The following is a 22014-nucleotide window of genomic DNA, read 5'->3' as shown; positions in this document are numbered from 1 at the left end:
CACATGAACTCGACGATCCCTCGCGAAGGCCCCCGCCCGCGCGCGCGACGGCTGCTGAGCCGCCTCGCCGCGGTGGTCGTGGTCGGCTCGCTCGGGTTCGGCGTCTCGCCCGCCGCTCTCGCGGACGACGCGGATGCCGAGCAGCCGGCCGACCCGGCCGTCGAGCTGTTCCTCTCTGTCGGAGCGGGTGGCGAGATCGCCCCGGGCACGCCGATGCTCGGAACCGTCACGATCGACAACCCCACCGACAGCGACCTCACCGCGGGAAGCGTCAGCGTCGAGCTGAACACGACTCCCCTGGCCGACGGCGCCGCCCTCGACGCGTGGCTCGACGGGGGCACGGCCGGCGGCGGGTTCCGCACCGTCGTCACCGAGAGCAGCCCCGTTGTGGCCGACGGCGCAGACGACTCGGTGAGCGTGAGCGTCGACGCCGCCGACCTCGGCACCCTCGCACCAGGCGTGTACCCGCTCAAGGCGCGCCTCAACGGGGCCACCACCACCGATGCCGACGGCGAGACCGTGCCGTGGAACGTCACCGCAGAGTCGGTCGTCGTCGTCACGGCGCCGACAGACAGTCGCACCGCGGTGATCGTGCCCGTCACCGCGACGCCCGAGAGCGGCGGACTGCTCACCGCCGACGAGCTGAGCGCGCTCACCGCCGACGACGGCGCTCTCACCGATCTCGTCGAGGCGGTCTCGGGAACCAGCGCCATCCTCGCCATCGACCCCTCGATCCCTGCGGCGATCCGGGTTCTCGGCGAGTCGGCCCCGGTGAGCGCGACGCAGTGGCTCGAGAGCTTCGAGGCCCTGCCGAACGACATGTTCACCCTGCAGTTCGGCGACGCCGATGCCACGGTGCAGGCGCAGTCGGGTCGGGCGCAGCTGCTCGCCGAGCCCGACCTCGCTCCGCTCCTCGATCCCGCCGACTTCCCCGCCGTCGAGCCCGAGCCCGAAGCGACATCGGAGCCGACCCCCACACCGCTTCCGAGCGCCGAGCCCGAGCTGCCTGACAACAGCGAGCTCACGGCCGTCCGCGGCTCGCAGGCCGGCATCCTCTGGCCGCGAGCCGGCATCACCGAGAAAGACCTCGCGGCGTTCGGCGGATACCTCGGCGACCGGGTGACGACGATCCTGCCCTCCACGGCCGTGCAGGGCGCATCGGCCGTGCACAGCGCCGTGGGCGCCCGCGACCTGCTGGTCACCGATGCCTCGGCGTCGGCCCGCCTGTCTGCGGCCGTCGAGCGCTCCGATCCCGCGGCGGCCGAAGCACAGCTGGCGGGGACCGCCGGCCACCTCTTCTTCGCAGGTCGCAGCAGCGAGCTGACCGCCGTCGCGCTCGACCGCTCCGAGACCCGCTCCCCCGAGGCGCTGCGCGAGGCGCTCGTGGCCTTCGCCTCCCCCGGTGCGACGCTGAGCGCGCTGCGCACCGGAGCACCGGCATCCGTCACCCTCACCGAGACGACCGCGGGTGCACGCGTCGCCGAGCTCAACAGCATGCTCGCGGGTGAAGACCGGCTCGCCGCCTTCGCGACGATCCTCGATGAGCCTGACGTGCTGATGGCCCCCGAGCGCATCCGCGTGCTGCGCACGATCGGCGTCGGCCTCGACGACGAGCAGTTCACCGAGCGCACCGCGGCGCACGCCGACCGCGTGAACACCACGCTCACGTCGGTGACCGTCCAGAAGCCCAAGCCGGTGCAGCTGTTCACCTCGGCAGCGCCCCTGCCGGTGTGGGTGCGCAACGACCTGCCGTGGCCGGTCACCGTCAACCTGTTCAGCACCCCGTCCGACAACCGTCTCGACATCCAGCCCGTCACCCCGGTGACGGCCCTCGCCTCGAGCGCCACCCGCGTCGACGTGCCGATCGAGGCGCGGGTCGCGAGTGGCGAGGTCGATGTCCGCTTCCGCCTCGAGAGCGACGCGGGCGTGCCCATCGGCCAGCCCGAGGTCGCCGATGTCACGCTGCGCGCCGACTGGGAGGGCATCGGCCTCGGCATCCTCGGCGGAGTGATCGGGCTGCTGCTGATCGTCGGCATCGTGCGCATGGTTCGGCGACGCCGGGCGGATGCCGCAGACGACACCCCTGAGGAGAGCAAGTGACGAGTCTCGGCCGCGCCAGCGCACTGATCGGCGCGGGCACGATGATCTCGCGCGTCACCGGACTGCTGCGCACGATCGTGCTCGTGCTCGTCCTCGGCGCTGTCGGCTCTCAGGCGGCTGATGCGTTCGACGTCGCCAACAAGCTGCCCAACAGCATCTTCAACCTCATCTCGGTGGGTCTGCTCACCGCGGTGATCGTGCCGCAGATCGTCGCCGCGGCCCGGCACGACGACAGAGGCAGCGCGTTCATCTCGAAGCTGTTCACCCTCGGCACCGTCGTGCTCATCGTCGCCACCGGCGTCGCCGCGATCCTCACCCCATGGCTCGTCTCGGTGCAGCTGCCGAAGGGCGGTGAGCAGGCGGCCCTTGCCATCGCGTTCGCCTACTGGTGCCTGCCGCAGATCGTGTTCTACGGCCTGTACGCCATCGTCGGCGAGACGCTGAACGCCCGCAACATCTTCGGGCCGTTCACGTGGGCGCCCGTCGTCAACAACATCCTGTCGATCATCGGCTTCCTCGTGATCGGGGCCGTCTTCGGCACCGAGCTGGTCGACGTCGATCAGTGGACGCCGATGATGATCGCCGCACTCGGCGGCACGGCCACCCTCGGCATCCTGGTGCAGGCGGCGGTGCTGATGCTGTTCTGGCGGCGCACCGGCATCCACATCCGTCCCGACTTCCACTGGCGCGGCGTCGGGCTCGGCGACGTCGGCAAGCTCGCCAGCTGGACCCTGCTGATGGCTCTGGTGAGCCTCGCCACCGGATTCCTGCAGACCAACGTCGCCAACCTGGCCTCGGGCTCGGGCGCGGGCAGCACGGTGATGTCGAACGCCTGGCTGGTGTTCATGCTCCCCTACTCGATCATCGTGCTGTCGATCGGCACCCCCTACTTCACGCGCATCAGCGAGCACGCCGTCGCCGGGCGCGACGACGAGGTGATCGCCGATATCTCGCGCGCCGTGCGCACCCTGGGCTTCTTCATCGTCGGCGCGCTGGCTGCTGTGGTCGCTGCGGCCGTGCCCGCGTCGCGGGTGTTCACGAGGTCGGCTCCGGATGCCGAGGCCGCCGCCCTCGTGCTGCTCGCCTACCTCGTGAGCCTGGTGCCCCTGACCGTGATCTTCATGGTGCAGCGCGCGTTCTACGCCTACAGCGACACCAGGACTCCGCTGCTGTTCACCCTCGTGCAGTGCGTGGTCGTGGTCGCGACCGCGCTCGGCGCCCGGCTGATGGTCGATGCCGGGATGCTCGACATCACGCACCTCGCCGCCGCCGTCGCTCTCGGGCAGTCCATCGCGAGCACCGTGCAGACGCTGCTCGCGATCTGGCTGCTGCACCGGCGACTGGGCCCCCTCGGCGCACGCCGATGGATGGGCGCACTGGGGTGGTTCTCGATCGCCGCGGTGCCGGCGGGCTTCGCCGGATGGGGCGTGTATCTGCTGTGCGGCGGGTCCGACGGGTGGATGACCCAGTCGCAGCTTCTCGGCGCCCTCGGGGCCGCGCTCGTGGGCGGTGTGGTGGTCGCCGTGTACGCCGGCCTGCTCGCCCTCATGCGCACTCCCGAGCTCGGCGCTGCCGGCTCGCTGCTGCGCCGGTTCCTGCCCGGTCGCTGAGCCGCCGCTCGCGAGGCGCCGCACAGCGCCCGGGAATGCCGCGCGGTTACCATGGGTTTACGCAGATGACGCGGATCACCGCGCCTGCTGAACATCAGCCGCCTTAGGAGAGCACATGCGTCAGGTCATCATCATCGGCTCCGGCCCCGCCGGATTCACCGCCGCGATCTACGCGGCGCGTGCCAACCTCAAGCCGCTGCTGGTCGCGAGCACCGTCGAGGTCGGCGGCGAGCTGATGAACACGACCGATGTCGAGAACTTCCCGGGTTTCCCCGAGGGCATCCAGGGTCCTGATCTGATGGCCAAGCTGCAGGCGCAGGCCGAGAAGTTCGGCACCGAGGTGCTCTACGACGATGTCACCGAGCTCGAGCTCGACGGCCCGGTCAAGAAGGTCATCCTCGGCAGCGGCGCCGTGCACGAGGCGTCCACCATCATCTACGCGACCGGATCCGCATACCGCAAGCTGGGCATCGAGGGCGAAGAGCGCCTCTCGGGCTATGGCGTCTCGTGGTGCGCGACGTGCGACGGCTTCTTCTTCCGCGAGAAGGAGATCGCGGTCGTCGGCGGCGGCGACTCGGCCATGGAAGAGGCCACCTTCCTCACCCGCTTCGCGTCGAAGGTGTACGTCATCCACCGCAAAGACTCGCTGCGCGCCTCGAAGATCATGCAGGAGCGCGCGTTCGCGAACGAGAAGATCGAGTTCGTGTGGAACAGCACCGTCGACGAGATCCTCGGCGGCGACTCGGTCAACGGCGTCCGCCTGCGCTCGACCGTCGACGACACGACCCGTGAGCTCGCCGTCGACGGCGTGTTCGTCGCCATCGGCAACGACCCGCGCACGCACCTCGTGCACGACAAGCTGCAGCTCACCGACGCCGGCACCATCTGGGTCGACGGCCGTTCGTCGCGCACCTCGGTCCCCGGCGTCTTCGCCGCGGGCGACGTGATCGACCCGACCTACCGCCAGGCCGCCACCGCGGCCGGGTCGGGCGTCGTCGCAGCGCTCGACGCCGAGCACTTCATCGCAGACCTCGAAGACGCCTCGGTCGAAGAGCCCGCCGCCCTCGCCGCCGAGATCATCGCGAGCTGATCGGGAACACATTCCTCCCTCCTGACGTTTGATCAGGTGGACACCGAACAAGGAGACAATCCATGACTGCCAAGGCAACCACTCAGGCAACCTGGGAGCAGGACGTTCTGCAGGCCGAAGGACCCGTGCTGGTCGACTTCTGGGCCGCGTGGTGCGGTCCGTGTCGCATGGTCGCGCCCGTTCTCGATGAGATCCAGGCCGAGAACCCCGACAAGATCACGATCCTCAAGCTCAACGTCGACGAGAACCCCGACCTGGCGATGAAGTACCAGATCACCTCGATCCCGGCGATGAAGGTGTTCCAGGGCGGTGAGGTCAAGACGACCATCATCGGCGCCAAGCCGAAGTTCGCCCTCGAGCAGGATCTCGCGCCGTTCATCGGCTGATCCCCACGTACAGCGAAAGCGCGTCACCTCTTCGAGGTGGCGCGCTTTCTGCATCCGGATGCCGGGTTCGCGGCGCTGGCGGATTCGCGGCGCTCGTGGATGCGCCGGCTATGCGGCCAGCATCCGCCAGACGGTCGGGCTCAGCTCGGGATACTCGTGGGCGATGCTGCGCAGCACCACGTCGTTCCAGCGGGGATCCCGCGGGTTGCCGCCGCGGTCCTCGTAGACGTCGGTGCGCAGCAGCAGAACCACCAGCTCGTCGACCGACGGCAGCTCAGACATGAAATCCCAGGGATCCTCGCCGCTGCGCAGGCGCTCGTGCACCAGCACCGAGCGCTCGTCACCCGCTTCGGCGCGCAGCACTTCGAGGCTGGCACGACGCGGGAACGAGGGGATCACCACACAATTCTACGAGCGCTGAACCCGTCTGCGGCGCTCGACCGTGACATCCTCGGTCATCGACTCGAGCTCCTTGCCCTTCGTCTCGGCCACCTTGAAGTAGACGAAGAAGAACGACAGCAGCGCGAAGAACGCGTAGAAGCCGTATGCGAACGTGAGCCCGATCTCGGCGAACGCGGGGAACGTCGTCGAGATGAAGAAGTTCGCCGCCCACTGCGCCGCGGCGGCGACAGCGAGCGCTCCGGCGCGGATGGAGTTGGGGAACATCTCCCCCAGCAGAACCCACACCAGCGGGCCCCAGGTCGCTCCGAAGAACACCACGAACGCGTTGGCGCTGATCAGCGCGATCGTCGCCCACGGGTCGGGAAGGGCGACCGCGCCCTCGGCATCCAGCGTTCCGAACGAGAACGCGACGGCCATCAGACCCAATGTGAGAGCCATGCCGATCGAGCCGACCATGAGCATCAGGCGGCGTCCCACGCGATCGACCAGCAGGATCGCGATGATCGTGACGACGATGTTCGTCACCGAGGTGATGACGGTGATCGTCAGGGCATCCGACTCGTCGAAGCCGACCGACCGCCACAGCGTCGTCGAGTAGTAGAAGATCACGTTGATGCCGACGAACTGCTGGAAGATGCTCAGCAGGATGCCGACCCAGACGATCGGCTTCAGCCCGAAGCGGTGTCCGCGAAGGTCACTGAGCGACTCGCTGCGCTCGGTGTTGATCGTGCCGGTGATCTCGGTGATCTTGGCCTTCACGTCGATGGTTCCGGTGACGAGGGTGAGCACCTCCGCGGCCTTCTCGACGTCACCGCGCGCGACGAGGTAGCGCGGCGACTCCGGCAGGCGCATCGCCATGAGCCCGTAGACGACGGCGGGGATCGCCTCGGCGATGAACATCCAGCGCCAGGCCTCCAGCCCCCAGAGGGGCTCCGCCGCTCCCCCAGCGACGTTCGCGAGCAGGGCATCCGAGAGCAGCGCGACGAAGATGCCCATCACGATCGCGAGCTGCTGCAGCGAGCCGAGCCGCCCGCGTACGTGCGCCGGCGAGACCTCGGCGATGTACGCCGGCGCGATCACCGACGCCGCACCGACGCCGAAGCCGCCGACGACGCGCCAGATGATGAGGTCGATCACGCCGAACGCGAGACCGGATCCGACTGCCGAGACGAGGAAGAGCACGGCGGCCACGATCATCGTCGGGATGCGGCCGAAGCGGTTCGCCACAGGGCCGGCGAACCAGGCGCCGATAGCGCAGCCGATGAGCGCCGATGAGACAGCGAAGCCCTTGAGGCCCACGCCGAGGTCGAAGGCGCCCGCGAGGGCATCCACCGCCCCGTTGATCACCGCGGTGTCGAAGCCGAAGAGGAAGCCTCCCAACGCGGCTGCGATGCTCACGCCGATCACTCTTCCGCGGATCCCGCTCGCGGGTCTCCTGCTGGCTGAATCGGTCATGATTCCCCTCCTCCGGTCGGTGCTCCGGATGCTAGCGGAGCGCGGGTGCCGTCTGAAAGGGGTGGTGCCGAGCAGACGGCGGCGATACATCGCGGAAAGCAGCTGAGCACCGGGGATTCCGGTGCTCAGCTGCTGTGGCTGCGTGGGTCAGCGCGAGCCGAACTCCTCTTCGCCGAGCTCGGCGAGGATGCGATTGAGGTCCTGGATCGAGGCGAATTCGATCTTGAGCTGGCCTTTTCGTGCACCGAGCGTGATCTGCACCCGCGTGTTGAGGCGGTCACCGAGTTTGTGCGAGACCTCGTCGAGGTAGGCGCGGCGCGCACCGGCGGTGGGCTTGCTCGTCGTTCCAGGAGAGCTCGGCAGCGTCTTGGCCGCAGCCTCGGTGGCGCGCACCGAGAGGTCTTCGTTCACGACCTTGTCTGCGAGGCGCTGCATCTGCTCAGGGGTCTCGACCGACAGGATCGCGCGGGCGTGGCCTGCCGACAGCACGCCGGCCGCGACGCGCTGCTGCACAGGAACGGGCAGACGGAGCAGGCGGATCGTGTTGCTGATCTGGGGGCGAGAGCGGCCGATGCGGGCGGCCAACTCCTCCTGGGTGATCCCGAAGTCCTCGAGCAGCTGCTGGTAGGCGGATGCCTCTTCCAGGGGGTTGAGCTGCGAGCGGTGCAGGTTCTCGAGCAGTGCGTCGCGGAGGAGGTCTTCGTCGGCGGTCTCGCGGACGATCGCGGGGATCGCGTTCAGGCCGGCTTCCCGTGCCGCACGCGTGCGGCGCTCTCCCATGATGAGCTCGTACTCGCCGTCCGCGTTCTCGCGGACGATGACCGGCTGGAGCACGCCGAATTCGCGGACGCTGTGCACGAGCTCGGCGAGGTGATCCTCGTCGAAGTGCGTACGCGGCTGGCGCGGGTTGGGGACGATGCTGTTCGGATCGACCTGGATCAGACGCACACCGGGGACCTGCGACAGCTCTGCGTCGGCCTTCTCGGGCTCGTTCGTCGTGGCGGTGCTCGTGTCGGAGGTGGAGGGGCTGGCATCCGTCTTCACCTTCGTCGCGCCGGGGAAGAAGACGTCGACGGGACGCTCCGCCTGATCCGTCGTCGGAATGAGTGCGCCGATCCCCCGACCGAGTCCAGTGCGCTTGGCCATCATGCTCCCTTGTTCTGCGCGGCGGATTCCTTGCGCTGCGCGATCTCGACTGCTGCTTCCCGGTAGGCGACGGCGCCGGCCGAGGTGCCGTCATACGAGATGACGGTCTGTCCGAAGCTGGGCGCTTCGGATACCCGCACCGAGCGCGGGATCACGGCGTTGAGCACCTGCTGCGGGAAGTGGGTTCGCACCTCGTCGGCGACCTGCTGGGCGAGGCGCGTGCGCGCGTCGTACATCGTCAGCAGGATCGTCGAGAGGTGAAGTTCGGGATTGAGGTGCTTCTGGATCATCTGGATGCTGCCGAGCAGCTGGCTCAGGCCCTCGAGCGCGTAGTACTCGCACTGAATGGGGATGAGCACCTCGGATGCGGCGGTGAACGCGTTGATCGTGAGCAGCCCCAGCGACGGCGGGCAGTCGATGATGACGAAGTCCACCGGATTGTCGCTCAGGTACTCTTCGAGCGCGCGGCGAAGGCGGAACTCCCGCGCAACCTGCGAGACGAGCTCGATCTCAGCGCCGGCGAGGTGGATGGTGCTGGGTGCACAGCGCAGATTCGGGGATTCCGGGCTGTCCTGCACGATCTCACCGAAGGGAAGATCGTTGATCAGCACGTCATAGATGCTCTTGGTGTCTGCGGAATGGGCGACCCCGAGTGCCGTCGAGGCGTTCCCCTGTGGATCGAGGTCGATCACGAGCACCTTCGCGCCGAGATCGGCGAGGGCGGATGCCAGATTGACCGCGGTCGTGGTCTTGCCCACGCCGCCCTTCTGGTTCGAGACCGTGAAGACGCGAGTGTCTCCGCTGAACTGCACCTCGACCGCCTTGAGCGCTTTGCGTCGTGACGAGAGGTCTGCCAGTTCCCGAGCGAGCGGGGTATCCATCCCGAAATCGTTGTTCGGCGATGCGTTGTCGGATGGTTTCACGTGAAACATCGACTCCTTTCGGGACCGCCTACCACTCTACGTGATCCCTCCCCCACGCCCCTCCCGTCATTGAGCGAGGAGCGCAGCATCGAAAGGTCATTGAGCGAGGAGCGCAGCGACGAGTGGAAATGCATCGCATGAGATCCCGTTTCGACTCGCTCCGCTCGCTCAACGTCCGGGATCTTCCGCTTCCTGAGGTGCTGCGCGACGTCTCGTTCGCATGTTTCACGTGAAACACGCTTCTCCGGTCATTGAGCGAGGAGCGCAGCGACGAGACGAAATGCCACCATGCTCGCACACGTCGGGCGTTTCGACTCGCTACGCTCGCTCAACGTCCGGTCATTGAGCGAGGAGCGCAGCGAGTCGAAATGCATCGCATGACGTCGCGTTTCGACTCGCTACGCTCGCTCAACGTCCGAGTCGCTCCCCGTCCCTGAGGTACGGGGCAAGATCCCGTGAGCAAGTTTCACGTGAAACACCTTTCCCCGGTCATTGAGCGAGGAGCGCAGCGACGAGTCGAAATGCTCGTCCTCCCCGGTCATTGAGCGAGGAGCGCAGCGACGAGACGAAATGCCACCCTGCTCGTGCACGTCGGGCGTTTCGACTCGCTCCGCTCGCTCCGCTCGCTCAACGTCCGGACCCTTTCCTCCCTGGGGTGCGACGCAACGTCGCGTGAGACTGTTTCACGTGAAACACCCCCGGTCGTTGAGCGAGGAGCGCAGCGACGAGACGAAATGCTCGTCCTCCCCGGTCATTGAGCGAGGAGCGTAGCGACCAGTCGAAATGCCACCATGCCCGAGCACACCGGGGGTTCGCCCCGCTTCGATCGCTCAACCTCCGAGACCTCCCCTTCCCTGAGGCGCGTCTACGCCTCGTGAGGGTGTTTCGCGTGAAACACCCTTCTCGATCATTGAGCGAGGAGCGCAGCGACGAGACGAAATGCCGCCACGCTCGTGCACGTCGGGCGTTTCGACTCGCTCCGCTCGCTCAACGTCCGGAACCTACCCTTCCCTGAGGTTCGGGGCGTCGTCTCGCGCATGTTTCACGTGAAACACGCTTCCCCGGTCATTGAGCGAGGAACGCAGCGACGAGACGAAATGCATCGCCTTAGCCCCGCTTCGACTCGCTCCGCGCGCTCGACGTCCGACACCTACCCCTTCCCTGAGGTTCGGGGCGTCGTCTCGCGCATGTTTCACGTGAACCACGCTTCCCCGGTCATTGAGCGAGGAACGCAGCGACGAGACGAAATGCATCGCCTTAGCCCCGTTTCGACTCGCTCCGCGCGCTCGACGTCCGACACCTACCCCTTCCCTGAGGTTCGGGGCGTCGTCTCGCGCATGTTTCACGTGAAACACCGTTCCCCGGTCATTGAGCGAGGAACGCAGCGACGAGACGAAATGTCACCATGCCCGTGCACGTCGGGCGTTTCGGCTCGCTCCGCTCGCTCAACGTCCGGGACCTTCTCCTTCCCTGGAGTACCGGGCGAGCTCTCGTGAGCATGTTTCACGTGAAACACCTCTCCCCGGTCATTGAGCGAGGAGCGCAGCGACGAGTCGAAATGCCACCACGCCCGAACACACCGGGGCGTCTCGACTCGCTCCGCTCGCTCAATGCCCTGACCTTCCATCTTCCCAAGGTGCGGCGAAACGCCTCGTGCGCGCGTTTTATGTGAACCACGACCGCCGGTCATTGAGCGAGGAGCGCGGGGACGAGACGACTCCCGATCTTCGAGCACGTTTCACGTGAAACATGCGTCTGTTACGAGGCTCCGGGCCCCATGCACACAGGCAACTCAGCGCTACCGCTCGCCGCGGAGCGCTCTTTCCCGCGCACTCCACCCCTTGATCGCGTCCCAGCCGCCTTCGATGAAAGTGAGGCGCTTGGCGTGACTCCAGCCTTGAATCTGCTTCTCAAGCGCGAAAGCCTCGTCAATACGAGCGAACTCGGCCGACCAGACCAGCTCGAGTGGACACCTATTCGTCGTGTAGTCACTACCCAACCCCTGACGATGCGCTTCGATCCGGTCCGCGAGGTACTTCGTGCTTCCCGCGTAGAACGTGCCATCTGAGCATCGCAGGATGTAGGTGTATCCGGTCATCACGCGAATGTAGCTCGCCGAGAGAGTCAGCATCGGCGGCATATTGCAGATCTGGACAAGACGATCGAGCGAGCTCGATGTGCAGAAGGAGTCACAGCATTGAGTTCGGCCCGTGTCGTTCAGGCATCCGCTCACGAACCGCGGTCGGGAGGGGCAACCGGGGCGTTTCACGTGAAACGTCGCGCGACGTGATCATTGACCGAGAAGGGCGGCGCCGAAAGAACTCGGGCTGAAGCGGCGTTTCGACTCGCTCCGCTCGCTCAACGACCGGTTGTTGAGGTCCGGTCGCGCTCATCGAGCCGGGTGCCGCGTTTCGACTCGCTTCGCTCGCTCAACGACCGAGTCATTCAGGGAGTGCACTCTGACGCTGCGTGTCGACTCGCTTCGCTCGGTCAACGACCGGGTTCAGGCGCGAACGCGAGCGCGGACGACACGGGTCGTCTCGGAGAGAAGATCCTCCCCCAGCACCTGAACCGTGACATCGGTCACCTTGTGCTTCTTGAGCACCTTCTGCGCAGAGTCGATCTCGGCCGGCACGTTGTGCCCCTTGAGCAGGATGAGCTCCCCGCCGTCTTTCACCAGCGGCGCGGTGATCGGCACCAGCGTGCGCATCGCGCTGACCGCGCGTGCGGTCACGACGTCGAACTCGAGCCCGACGTCTTCAGCGCGGGCGCGCATGACCTTGACGTTGTCGAGGCCCAGGGCATCAACCTGCTCGTTCAGCCAGGTGACGCGGCGGTCCATCGGCTCGATGAGGGTCCACTGCACGTCAGGCCGGCTGATCGCGAGGACGAGTCCGGGAAGACCTGCGCCCGAACCGACATCAGCGACAGAGCCGTAGAAGAGCGGTGCAGCAATTGCCGAGTTGAGAATGTGCCGCGTCCAGATGCGCGGCAGCTCGAGCGGACCGATCAGTCCGCGCAGCTCACCCTCCGCGACGAGCGCAGCGGTGAACCGACGGGCCAGGTCGATGCGGTCACCGAACAACTCCGCTGCAACAGAGGGCTCGGGTTCGACAGCAGGATTCGTCATCTCAGCATCCTCCAGTCGCAACTGCCGCGAAGCTCGGTTCGTTTCACGTGAAACATCGCGCTCAGCCGCGCGAGATCACCGTGTGCCGATCGGCACCCTCACCGTAGGACTCCGACGTCAGCCCGCGCTCCGACACGATGTCGTGCACGAGCTTGCGCTCGTAGCTCGACATCGAGGGCAGGGATGCCTGCGTCGCACCCTCGTCGAGCTTCGCGACGGCAGCATCCACCAACTGCTCCAGCTGACGGCGGCGCGTGTCGCGGGATCCGCCGATGTCGAGGATCATGCGAGAGAACGTGCCGGTCTGATTCTGCACGGCCAGACGCGTCAGCTCCTGCAGGGCCTGCACGGTGTCGGGGGCAGACAGCAGGGCGAGTCCGTTGCCCTCTGCTTCGACAGAGACATAGGCGCGACCCTGGCGCACGTCGAGGTTCAGGTCGCCGTCGATGTCGGCGATGTCGAGCAGCTCTTCGATGAAGTCAGCGGCGACGTCGCCCTCGTGCTCCAGCTCTTCGACCGACGGCGCGGCCTTCACGTCATCGGTCATCAGTTGGCGCCCTTCTTCTTCGCACGCTTCTTGCTCATCGGCTGCTCACGCTTGGGAGCCTCGGCCTTCGCCTTCTCGACCTCTTCGAGCTTGCGCTGCTCTTCGGCCTCGTAGACGGCGATCGGAACGACCTTGCCCTGAGCGTTGACGGCCTTGCCCTTGCGAGCCAGGCGCTCTTCACGCGCCTTCGCCGCCTCGGAGCCGGGGGTCGGCATCTCGCGGATCACGAGGAACTGCTGCGCCATGGTCCACAGGTTCGACACGAACCAGTACATGACAACGCCGAGCGGGAAGAAGACGCCCGAGAAGATGAAGCCCAGCGGCAGCACGTAGAGCATGATCTTCTGCATCTGGTACGCCTGGCCGGTCTTGGCCTCGGGCGACAGGTTCTTCGAGATGATCTGCAGCTGAGTGAAGAACTGCGACACGATCATCAGCACGACGAGGACCGCGAGCAGTGCGATCGCCGGAGTGTTGCCCGCCTCCCAGGCGGCGCCGAGGTTCTCGTGCAGCGACACAGCGCCGAACACCTTGGCGTCATAGAACTGCTCGGTGAGCTCGGCGTTGAGCAGACCCACACCGCCCGTGCTGGCGTTATGGTGCTTGGTCACGTCGTTCAGCACGCTGAACAGGGCGAAGAAGATCGGCATCTGCACCAGCAGCGGCAGGCAGCTCGACATCGGCGTCGTGCCGTGCTTCTTGTACAGCGCCATCGTCTCGCGGCTCATGGCCTCACGAGACAGCTGATCCTTCTTGCCGCGGTACTTCTCCTGAACTTTTCGCAGCTCAGGAGCGATTTCCATCATCTTGCGCTGGCTCTTGATCTGCTTGACGAACAGCGGGAAGACCGCCGCGCGCACCACGATCACCAGACCGACGATCGACAGCACCCAGGTCATGCCCTCAGCCGGCGCCATGCCCATGGTCGTGAACAGCCAGTGCCATGCGACGAGAATGAGCTCAACAGCCCACTTCAGCGGCCACAGGATGATTCCCAGGAAGTCCACTGTTCAGTCCTTTCGAGCAGGTACGACGAACCCGCGGGGGGTCAGTTCGTATCGGAAATGAGCGTGGGGCTTGACGTCGTCGACGCCGCCCGCGCTCCACGGATTGCAACGCAGAATGCGCCAGACGGAGAGCACTGCTCCCCACACGGCGCCGTTCTGCTGAACCGCCCCTACAGCGTACGCGGAACAGGACGGGTAATACCTGCACACGTCCCCGTAGAGCGGTGAGATCAGAGCCCGGTAGAGGGTGAGAAATCCCAGGGCGAGGTTGCGCGGCAGCAGCGTGATCCCCCGCAGCAGATCGGATGCCCGGAACCGCGCCGTTCCGAAGGCATATGACGGCAGCGCGCTCATGCGCGGGCCGTTCCGGACAGCACGCGGCGCAGACAGCGCTCGACGTCTGTCCGAAGGGCGGCGAAGTCCGCGGTCGCGGACGCAGGAAGGGCACGGATGACGACATCCGTGCCCTCGGGAACCATGTCGATGAACTCCGCGCACACGGCCTTGAGGCGTCGGCGAACGGTGTTGCGAACCACGGCGGTTCCTACCTGCTTGCTGATGATGAAGCCGAACCGGGGAGCCCGCTGATCCGCGCCACGAAGCACCGAGGTGATCAGACGCGGACCGCCGCATCGGATGCCACGACGGACCACCTGCCGGTAGTCGACGCCGCGGGTCAGCCGATTCGGCCGGGCGAGCACAGGGCTTTACGCCGAGAGCTCGGTGCGGCCCTTCGCGCGGCGTGCCGACAGGATGGCGCGGCCGGCGCGGGTGCGCATGCGGGCGCGGAAGCCGTGCTTCTTGGCGCGACGACGGTTGTTGGGCTGGAAAGTGCGCTTGCTCATGGAATCACTCCGGGAATGGTGTCACCGGGTCTAAGCATCCGGAGACAGGGGGTACTGCCTAAATGGCATAAGTCAACCGATTAAGGGTACGACCTGCCGCCGCGCAGGGCAAATCCGCCCGGGGATTCCGTGGATCTCCGCACCGGGTGCCGCGCTGCAGCCGTGGAGTTGCGCACACCCATTATCCACAACTGTGGAGATCTCGCTGACCCACGACACACCCGCGTGTTTCCGGGGACGGGTTGCTGTTAACAGCGGCGATGACTACCGTGGCATCCGACGTTATCCACAGGGGGAGATCACGCTTCACGCGCCCTTTCCACAACTTCGCCCGGAGCACCATGACCTCTGCCGCCCATCCCGATGTGCCCATCTGGTCGTCTCTGCTCGAGCGACTGGCGGAGGATGAGCGCGTCAGTCCGCAGCTGCGGGGCTTCCTCAGCCTGGTCGTGCCGGCGGGTGTCATGGGCGGCGTGCTCTACCTGGATGTGCCGAACGACCTCACCGCGGCGCAGATCAACAAGCGTCTGCGCGTGCCGATGATGGAGGCTCTCTCCGACATCGGCGACGAGGTCACCTCGTACCGCACGGTCGTGAACCACGAGCTGATCGACCAGCCGACTGCGCCCATCTCGGTGCCCGACTTCGCCGCCGCGGAGCCGGCGCGCGTCGAGTCGCCCATGGAGCAGCAGCAGCCCACTCCCCTGCGCCATGAATCGCGACTGAACCCGAAGTACACCTTCGACAACTTCGTGATCGGTCAGTCGAACCGCTTCGCGCATGCCGCGGCCGTCGCCGTGGCCGAGGCGCCGGCGAAGGCGTACAACCCGCTGTTCATCTACGGCGACTCGGGTCTGGGCAAGACCCATCTCCTGCATGCGATCGGCGACTACGCCCAGTCGCTGTACGCCGGAGTGAAGGTCCGGTACGTCTCGAGCGAGGAGTTCACGAACGACTTCATCAACTCGATCGCGAACAACCGCGGAGCAGCGTTCCAGAGCCGCTATCGCGAGGTCGACATCCTGCTCATCGACGACATCCAGTTCCTGCAGGGTCGTGCCGAGACGCAGGAGGCGTTCTTCCACACGTTCAACCAGCTGCACGATCACAACAAGCAGGTCGTGATCACCAGTGACGTGGCGCCCAAGCTGCTGACCGGCTTCGAAGACCGCATGCGCAGCCGCTTCGAGTGGGGCCTGATCACCGACGTGCAGGCGCCCGACCTCGAGACGCGCATCGCGATCCTCCGCAAGAAGGCGCAGAGCGAGTCGCTGCACATCCCGGATGAGGTGCTCGAGTACATCGCGACCGTGGTGTCGTCGAACATCCGCGAGCTCGAGGGCGCGCTGATCCGGGTCTCGGCGTTCGCCAGCCTGAACCGCTCGATGCTCGACATCTCGCTGGCGCAGACGGTGCTGCGCGACATCGTCGACACGACGGAAGACAACATCATCTCGCCGACCGACATCATCACGGCGACCGCTGCCTACTTCAAGCTCACGGTCGATGACCTGTACGGATCGAGCCGCTCGCAGCAGATCGCCACCGCCCGTCAGATCGCGATGTACCTGTGCCGTGAGCGCACGAGCCTGTCGCTGCCGAAGATCGGCCAGCTGTTCGGCAATCGCGATCACACGACGGTCATGTACGCGGTCAAGAAGATCAGCGAGCTCATGAAAGAGCGTCGTTCGCTCTACAACCAGGTCACCGAGATCACCACCCAGATCAGCCGTCGCTGACCGCCCGGCACGCCTGCTCTGGCGCGGAATCGGACCGGTTCTCCGCAGGGCTTGTGGATAACTTGTGGAAACTTCGGCTTCCGGATGCCTCCGCACGGGGTCCCCTGTGGATAAGCACCACCACGGAGAAAAGAGCCCACACCCCCGAAACCCGCGGATTCCTCAGGGATTCCACATGTCACACGTGTGTAGTTACCTACTCCCTGCTGATATCCACCGACTTATCCACAGAATCCACAGTTGTTAACACCGTTAAGAGATCTCCATCAGGTCAGGGGTCATTCGATGACCAGACGGATGTGGACGAACCCCGAATCACAAGACCTTCGAGGTGGTGGACGGCTCGTCACCTGCGACTAGCATGGGATCGCCTGCAGTGCGCCCACTGCAGTGAGCAGGTACAACGAGGGAGCGCCCGTGAGGTTCCAGGTCAACCGCGATGTGTTCAGCGAGGCTGTGTCCTTCGTCGTCAAGCTGCTTCCGCAGCGCAATCCGCAGCCGATCCTCGCGGGAGTGCTCATCGAGGCATCCGGTGAGGGCCTGACCCTCTCCGCGTTCGACTACGAGGCCTCCGCTCGCACGACCATCGAGGCGACCGTCGACGACCCGGGAACGATCCTCGTGCACGGCCGACTGCTCTCCGACATCGCGAGCCGGCTGCCCAACGCGCCGATCGAGATCGCGGTCGAAGAAGACGGCGGCGTCGCCGTGACCTGCGGCTCCGCGCGCTTCACCCTCGCGGCCATGCCCGTCGAGGAGTACCCGTCGATCCCCGAGGTCACCGGATCCACCGGCGTCGTGCCGGCCGAGGACTTCGCGACCGCGATCGCCCAGGTCGCCTTCGCGGCATCGCGCGACGACGTGACCCCTGTGCTCACCGGTGTTCAGCTCGAGGTCGCCGATCACAATCTGAGCCTCGTCGCGACCGACCGCTATCGCGTCTCGCTGCGCGACGTGCCGTGGGACGGCCAGGTCGCCGAGCAGTCGGCGCTGGTCCCGGCCCGCACTCTGACCGAGGTCGGCAAGACCTTCGCCCACGCGGGCAACATCGAGGTAGCGTTCTCGGGCGCGGGCGACCGCGAGATCATCGCCTTCACCGCGGGCAACAAGACCGTGACATCTCTGCTGATCAAGGGCAATTTCCCGCCCGTGCGCCGGCTCTTCCCCGAGCAGACAGACCACTACGCGGTGGTCAACACGGGCGAGCTCATCGAGGCGGTGCGTCGTGTCGCCCTGGTGCTCGACCGGTCTGCTCCGCTGCGCTTCACCTTCGGCGCCGACGGTGTGACGATGGATGCCTCCGGCAGCGAGCAGGCACGAGCATCCGAGTCGGTCGACGCCCACCTCAACGGCGGCGACGAGGTCACGCTCGGTCTCAACCCGCAGTACCTGCTCGAGGCTCTCGGCGCAGTCAAGAGCGAGTTCACCCGCGTGACGTTCACGTCGAGCGACAACGCCAATAAGCTCAGCCCCGTGCTCATCACGAGCCAGACGTCGGTCGACCAGGCGGGCCTCGACTCGTTCAAGTACCTGCTGCAGCCGAACCTGCTGCTGCGCTGATCGCGAGCATCCGGCTCCCCGGGGCCGATGTCGGGGGCCGAAGGTAGGCTGAAGCGGTGATTGTGGAGCACCTGAACCTGGTCGATTTCCGCAATTACGCGACCGCCGATCTCACTCTCCATCGCGGCCCGAACGTGCTCGTCGGCAGCAACGGTCAAGGCAAGACGAACCTCGCCGAGGCGATCGTCTTCCTCGCCACCCTCGGATCGCATCGGGTCTCGTCCGATGCTCCGATGGTGAAAGACGCCCAGGAGTTCGCGGTCATCCGGGCGCGGCTGGCGCACGGAGAGCGCAAGGTGCTCGTCGAGGTGCAGCTGAACCGCCAGGGATCGAACAAGGCGAGGATCAACGGCTCACCGTCGAAGACCAACGAGCTGCCGCGCTATGCGCATGTCGTCCTGTTCGCCCCTGAAGACCTCCAGATCGTGCGCGGCGACCCGTCTTCGCGCAGAAGATTCGCAGATCAGATGCTGATTCAGCGCACTCCTCGCATGGCGGGTGTCATCGCCGACTACGAGCGGGTGCTCCGGCAGCGCACCGCTCTGCTGAAGTCGGCGCGCGCCCGCGGCGTTCGCGGCGAGGGCCTGTCGACACTGGATGTGTGGGACGACAAGCTCATCGCCCTCGGCTCCGAGATCATCCACGCGCGACTGCGTCTCGCGGCCGATCTGCAGGGTCCGGTCGCCGAGGCTTACGCCGCCATCGCGGGAGCCGATCACCGTCCGCAGCTCGAGTGGGCGCTCTCGGCGCGCGGTGCCGATCCCGAGGAAGACGACGATGAGCCCGACGCCGAGTCGGATGCCAGGGGCGAGATCGCCGATCAGTTCCGAGCCGCGCTGCAGGCCAAGCGGTCGAAGGAGATCGAACGAGGTCTCACCCTCGTCGGTCCCCATCGCGACGATCTGATCCTGCGGGTCAGAGACCTTCCCGTGAAGGGCTACGCCTCGCACGGCGAGTCGTGGTCGGTGGCGCTCGCGCTGCGCCTCGCGTCCGCCGAGCTGCTGCGCGCCGAGTCGCCCGCGGGCGATCCCGTGCTGATCCTCGACGACGTGTTCGCCGAGCTCGACGCCGATCGCCGGCAGCGCCTCGCGGCGCTGACCGCCGGCTACGAGCAGGTCATCGTCACCGCCGCCGTCGAGGCCGACATCCCCGAGCCGCTGCACCGCCACGTGGTGCGGATCAGCGCCGGCACGATCAGCGACGACCGCGAGTCGGAGGGTGATCCGGATGCCTGATCCGCAGCCTCCCGAGACCGTCGCCACGTACCTGCGACTGCGCGGACTCAAGCCGAGCGCGAAGAACTGGAAGCGCAAGAAGCGCATCGAGGTGGACGACGACAACGCGCCGTTCACCAAGGGGCGAGACCCCGGCACCCTCGGCGACGTGCTCGCCAAGCTCACCAAGGACTCGGGCTGGGAGAAGACCCTGGCAGCGGAAGACCTCGTGCGTCAGTGGGCCGAGCTCGCCGGCGCCGATACGGCGAAGCACTCCGAGCCGGTGTCGCTGGAGCGCGGCGTGCTGACGGTGAAGTGCGACTCGACGGCGTGGGCGAAGAACCTGCAGTTCATGCGCGCCGTCATCATGACCGAGATCGGCAACCGCTATCCGGATGCCGGGGTGCAGAACCTCCGCTTCATCGGACCGGATGTGCCGTCGTGGAAGTGGGGTCCGCGCGTCGTGCCCGGACGGGGCCCGCGGGACACCTACGGGTAGGGCATCACGACCGCACCCTCAAGCGCTCAGAATCGACCACACGGCGTTTGAGGCGCATGTCGACCCTCGAAACCCGATAGAATGAGTGGGTACTTTCGATGTGGAGAACCATTCCTGATGACGCCTGAAGAACCTTCGACCAGCTCTGAGCAGGATCCGACGAACAGCTCAGCGACCGAGAACAGCTCCTCGAAGGTCTCCGGTGACTACGGCGCCGATCAGATCCAGATCCTCGAGGGTCTCGAGGCGGTGCGCAAGCGCCCCGGCATGTACATCGGTTCGACCGGACCGCGCGGTCTGCACCATCTCGTGTACGAGATCGTCGACAACTCGGTCGATGAGGCCCTCGCCGGCCACGCCGACAACATCGAGGTCACCATCCTCGAAGACGGCGCCGTCCGCGTGGTCGACAACGGCCGCGGCATCCCGGTCGACCCGCACTCCTCCGACCCGAACAAGTCGACGGTCGAGGTGGTGCTGACGATCCTGCACGCCGGCGGCAAGTTCGGCGGCGGCGCCTACGCCGTCTCGGGCGGTCTGCACGGCGTCGGCTCGTCCGTGGTCAACGCGCTCTCGACCCGGTTCGAGGTCGAGGTCAAGCAGAAGGGCTTCGTCTGGCGGCACAGCTTCGCCGAAGGCGGCACCCCGCAGCAGAAGCTCGAGAAGGGCGAGGCGACCGACGAGACCGGAACCGCCATCACGTTCTGGCCCGACCCCGAGATCTTCACCGAGACGATCGAGTTCGACTACGACACGCTGCGCACGCGCTTCCAGCAGATGGCGTTCCTGAACAAGGGCCTGCGCATCGCCCTGCGCGACGAGCGTCCGGCATCCGCCATCGAGGACGAGGTCGACGGCACCGTCGTCTCCCGCCAGCCGGCCGAGGTCTTCCTCTACGAGCGCGGTCTCGTCGACTACGTCGAGTACCTCAACAAGGTGCGCAAGGCCGAGGTCGTCAACGACGAGATCATCGCGTTCGAGTCCGAAGACACCGAGCGCAAGATCTCGCTCGAGCTCGCGATGCAGTGGACCACCTCGTACACCGAGAACGTGTTCACCTACGCCAACACGATCAACACCCATGAGGGCGGAACGCACGAAGAGGGCTTCCGCGCCGCTCTCACCAGCCTGGTCAACCGCTACGCCCGCGCGAACAACCTCCTCAAGGAGAAGGACGAGAACCTCTCCGGCGACGACGTGCGCGAGGGACTCACCGCGGTCATCTCGATCAAGCTCGGCGAGCCGCAGTTCGAGGGGCAGACCAAGACCAAGCTCGGCAACACCGAGGCGAAGGCGTTCACGCAGAAGATCGTGAACGACCAGCTCGGCGACTGGTTCGACCGCAACCCGCAGCAGGCGAAGAACGTGATCCGCAAGGCGATCGACGCCGCGACCGCGCGTCTCGCCGCCCGGAAGGCGCGAGAGACCGCCCGCCGCAAGAGCGTCTTCGAGTCGGCCGCGATGCCCGACAAGCTCAAGGACTGCACCAGCAAGGACCCGTCGATCAGCGAGATCTTCCTCGTCGAGGGTGACTCGGCAGGCGGCTCGGCCGTGCAGGGTCGCGACCCGCACACCCAGGCGATCCTCGCGCTGCGCGGCAAGATCCTCAACGTCGAGCGCGCGCGTCTCGACAAGGCGCTGGGCAACAAGGAAGTCCAGGCGATGATCCAGGCCTTCGGCACGGGCATCGGCGAGGACTTCGACATCGAGAAGGCCCGCTATCACAAGATCGTCCTGATGGCGGATGCCGATGTCGACGGCCAGCACATCACGACGCTGCTGCTCACGCTGCTGTTCCGCTACATGCGCGGACTCATCGAGGCCGGCTTCGTGTACCTGGCGATGCCCCCGCTGTACCGCCTGAAGTGGTCGAACTCGCCGCACGAGTACGTGTACTCCGACGCCGAGCGCGACGCGCTGCTCAAGCACGGCGCCGAGAACGGCAAGCGTCTGCCGAAGGATGCCGGCGTGCAGCGCTACAAGGGTCTGGGCGAGATGAACGCGAAGGAGCTGTGGGAGACCACGATGGATCACACCACGCGCACCCTTCGCCAGATCACCATCGACGACGCCGCAGCGGCGGACGAGATCTTCAGCGTGCTGATGGGTGAGGACGTCGAGTCGCGACGCACGTTCATCCAGCGCAACGCCAAGGACGTCCGCTTCCTCGACATCTGACTCCACCCACACATACACACACACGCTGCTGCTCGTGGTGGCAGCAGCACACAGAAACTCAGGACGGAGGACTCTTCTCGGAGTGAGCATCGCGAGGGACCCGCGCAGCGGGAGGGCCCCGCTCTGCGTACGACGAGAAGAGTCCGTAGTCCGGCACTAATCCGGCAGCATCACGCGGGACAG

Annotated in this window: 20 protein-coding genes; 9 read left to right on the top strand and 11 right to left on the bottom strand. The window is 66.3% G+C overall.

The annotated features are described in order from the left end of the window. The first annotated feature begins 3 nt into the window (after positions 1-3). The 4 genes from AB0N59_RS04095 to trxA all read left to right on the top strand — a co-directional run bounded on the left by AB0N59_RS04095 (position 4) and on the right by trxA (position 5186). Complete coding sequence (locus AB0N59_RS04095) at positions 4-2100, top strand: DUF6049 family protein (protein ID WP_363479103.1); 2097 nt, start codon at positions 4-6, stop codon at positions 2098-2100. Beyond that, on the top strand, positions 2097-3710 hold the full coding sequence (gene murJ, locus AB0N59_RS04090; protein WP_363479101.1) for a murein biosynthesis integral membrane protein MurJ: 1614 nt from the start codon (positions 2097-2099) through the stop codon (positions 3708-3710). Before AB0N59_RS04095 ends, murJ begins: the two co-directional genes overlap by 4 nt. 115 nt (positions 3711-3825) lie before the next feature. Further along, positions 3826-4800, top strand: a complete 975-nt coding sequence (gene trxB, locus AB0N59_RS04085; RefSeq protein ID WP_363479098.1) for a thioredoxin-disulfide reductase — start codon at positions 3826-3828, stop codon at positions 4798-4800. A 62-nt stretch (positions 4801-4862) separates the two neighbouring features. Then, on the top strand, positions 4863-5186 hold the full coding sequence (gene trxA, locus AB0N59_RS04080; protein WP_204974995.1) for a thioredoxin: 324 nt from the start codon (positions 4863-4865) through the stop codon (positions 5184-5186). Positions 5187-5294: 108 nt separating this feature from the next. Here trxA and AB0N59_RS04075 read toward each other — a convergent pair whose 3' ends face one another. From AB0N59_RS04075 to rpmH, 11 genes are all read right to left on the bottom strand, one after another. Further along, positions 5295-5585, bottom strand: coding sequence for a tryptophan synthase subunit alpha (locus AB0N59_RS04075; RefSeq protein ID WP_363479095.1), 291 nt, complete (start codon positions 5583-5585; stop codon positions 5295-5297). Positions 5586-5594: 9 nt separating this feature from the next. Next, positions 5595-7043 (bottom strand): sugar porter family MFS transporter, encoded by a 1449-nt coding sequence (locus AB0N59_RS04070; protein WP_363479092.1) that lies wholly within the window; start codon positions 7041-7043, stop codon positions 5595-5597. Positions 7044-7190: 147 nt separating this feature from the next. Continuing rightward, entirely contained in the window at positions 7191-8189 is a 999-nt protein-coding gene (locus AB0N59_RS04065; RefSeq protein ID WP_363479089.1) for a ParB/RepB/Spo0J family partition protein, read from the bottom strand. Continuing rightward, entirely contained in the window at positions 8189-9070 is an 882-nt protein-coding gene (locus AB0N59_RS04060) for an AAA family ATPase (RefSeq protein ID WP_363479086.1), read from the bottom strand. Before AB0N59_RS04060 ends, AB0N59_RS04065 begins: the two co-directional genes overlap by 1 nt. Positions 9071-10910: 1840 nt before the next feature. Beyond that, positions 10911-11210 (bottom strand): GIY-YIG nuclease family protein, encoded by a 300-nt coding sequence (locus tag AB0N59_RS04055; RefSeq protein ID WP_363479083.1) that lies wholly within the window; start codon positions 11208-11210, stop codon positions 10911-10913. Between the two features lie 405 nt (positions 11211-11615). After that, complete coding sequence (gene rsmG / locus AB0N59_RS04050; RefSeq protein WP_363479080.1) at positions 11616-12242, bottom strand: 16S rRNA (guanine(527)-N(7))-methyltransferase RsmG; 627 nt, start codon at positions 12240-12242, stop codon at positions 11616-11618. A 61-nt stretch (positions 12243-12303) separates the two neighbouring features. After that, positions 12304-12789, bottom strand: a complete 486-nt coding sequence (locus tag AB0N59_RS04045; RefSeq protein WP_363479077.1) for a R3H domain-containing nucleic acid-binding protein — start codon at positions 12787-12789, stop codon at positions 12304-12306. Beyond that, complete coding sequence (gene yidC, locus AB0N59_RS04040; RefSeq protein ID WP_363479074.1) at positions 12789-13796, bottom strand: membrane protein insertase YidC; 1008 nt, start codon at positions 13794-13796, stop codon at positions 12789-12791. Before yidC ends, AB0N59_RS04045 begins: the two co-directional genes overlap by 1 nt. Positions 13797-13799: 3 nt before the next feature. Further along, positions 13800-14150: a membrane protein insertion efficiency factor YidD gene (gene yidD / locus AB0N59_RS04035; protein ID WP_363479071.1), complete on the bottom strand. Its 351-nt coding sequence runs from the start codon at positions 14148-14150 to the stop codon at positions 13800-13802. After that, a complete protein-coding gene (rnpA, locus tag AB0N59_RS04030; RefSeq protein WP_363479068.1) occupies positions 14147-14497 on the bottom strand; it encodes a ribonuclease P protein component in 351 nt (116 codons plus the stop codon). The genes yidD and rnpA overlap by 4 nt, the downstream gene beginning before the upstream one ends. 6 nt (positions 14498-14503) lie before the next feature. Next, on the bottom strand, positions 14504-14641 hold the full coding sequence (gene rpmH / locus AB0N59_RS04025; RefSeq protein WP_022879826.1) for a 50S ribosomal protein L34: 138 nt from the start codon (positions 14639-14641) through the stop codon (positions 14504-14506). Positions 14642-14982: 341 nt separating this feature from the next. On the opposite strand from rpmH, the gene dnaA reads away from it, so the two are divergent. From dnaA to gyrB, 5 genes are all read left to right on the top strand, one after another. Next, positions 14983-16380, top strand: a complete 1398-nt coding sequence (dnaA, locus tag AB0N59_RS04020; protein ID WP_363479064.1) for a chromosomal replication initiator protein DnaA — start codon at positions 14983-14985, stop codon at positions 16378-16380. Positions 16381-16797: 417 nt separating this feature from the next. Beyond that, positions 16798-17940 (top strand): DNA polymerase III subunit beta, encoded by a 1143-nt coding sequence (gene dnaN, locus AB0N59_RS04015; protein WP_363479061.1) that lies wholly within the window; start codon positions 16798-16800, stop codon positions 17938-17940. 56 nt (positions 17941-17996) lie between these two features. Next, complete coding sequence (recF, locus tag AB0N59_RS04010; protein ID WP_363479058.1) at positions 17997-19175, top strand: DNA replication/repair protein RecF; 1179 nt, start codon at positions 17997-17999, stop codon at positions 19173-19175. Continuing rightward, positions 19168-19653 (top strand): DciA family protein, encoded by a 486-nt coding sequence (locus AB0N59_RS04005; protein ID WP_363479055.1) that lies wholly within the window; start codon positions 19168-19170, stop codon positions 19651-19653. Before recF ends, AB0N59_RS04005 begins: the two co-directional genes overlap by 8 nt. A gap of 117 nt (positions 19654-19770) precedes the next feature. After that, positions 19771-21831 (top strand): DNA topoisomerase (ATP-hydrolyzing) subunit B, encoded by a 2061-nt coding sequence (gene gyrB / locus AB0N59_RS04000; protein ID WP_363479052.1) that lies wholly within the window; start codon positions 19771-19773, stop codon positions 21829-21831. Positions 21832-22014: the final 183 nt, after the last annotated feature.

The sequence above is a fragment of the Microbacterium sp. NPDC089321 genome, from assembly GCF_040684935.1.
Taxonomy (GTDB): domain Bacteria; phylum Actinomycetota; class Actinomycetes; order Actinomycetales; family Microbacteriaceae; genus Microbacterium.
Note: the sequence above shows the minus strand (reverse complement) of the source record. Positions and strands in the feature narration are given on the sequence as shown.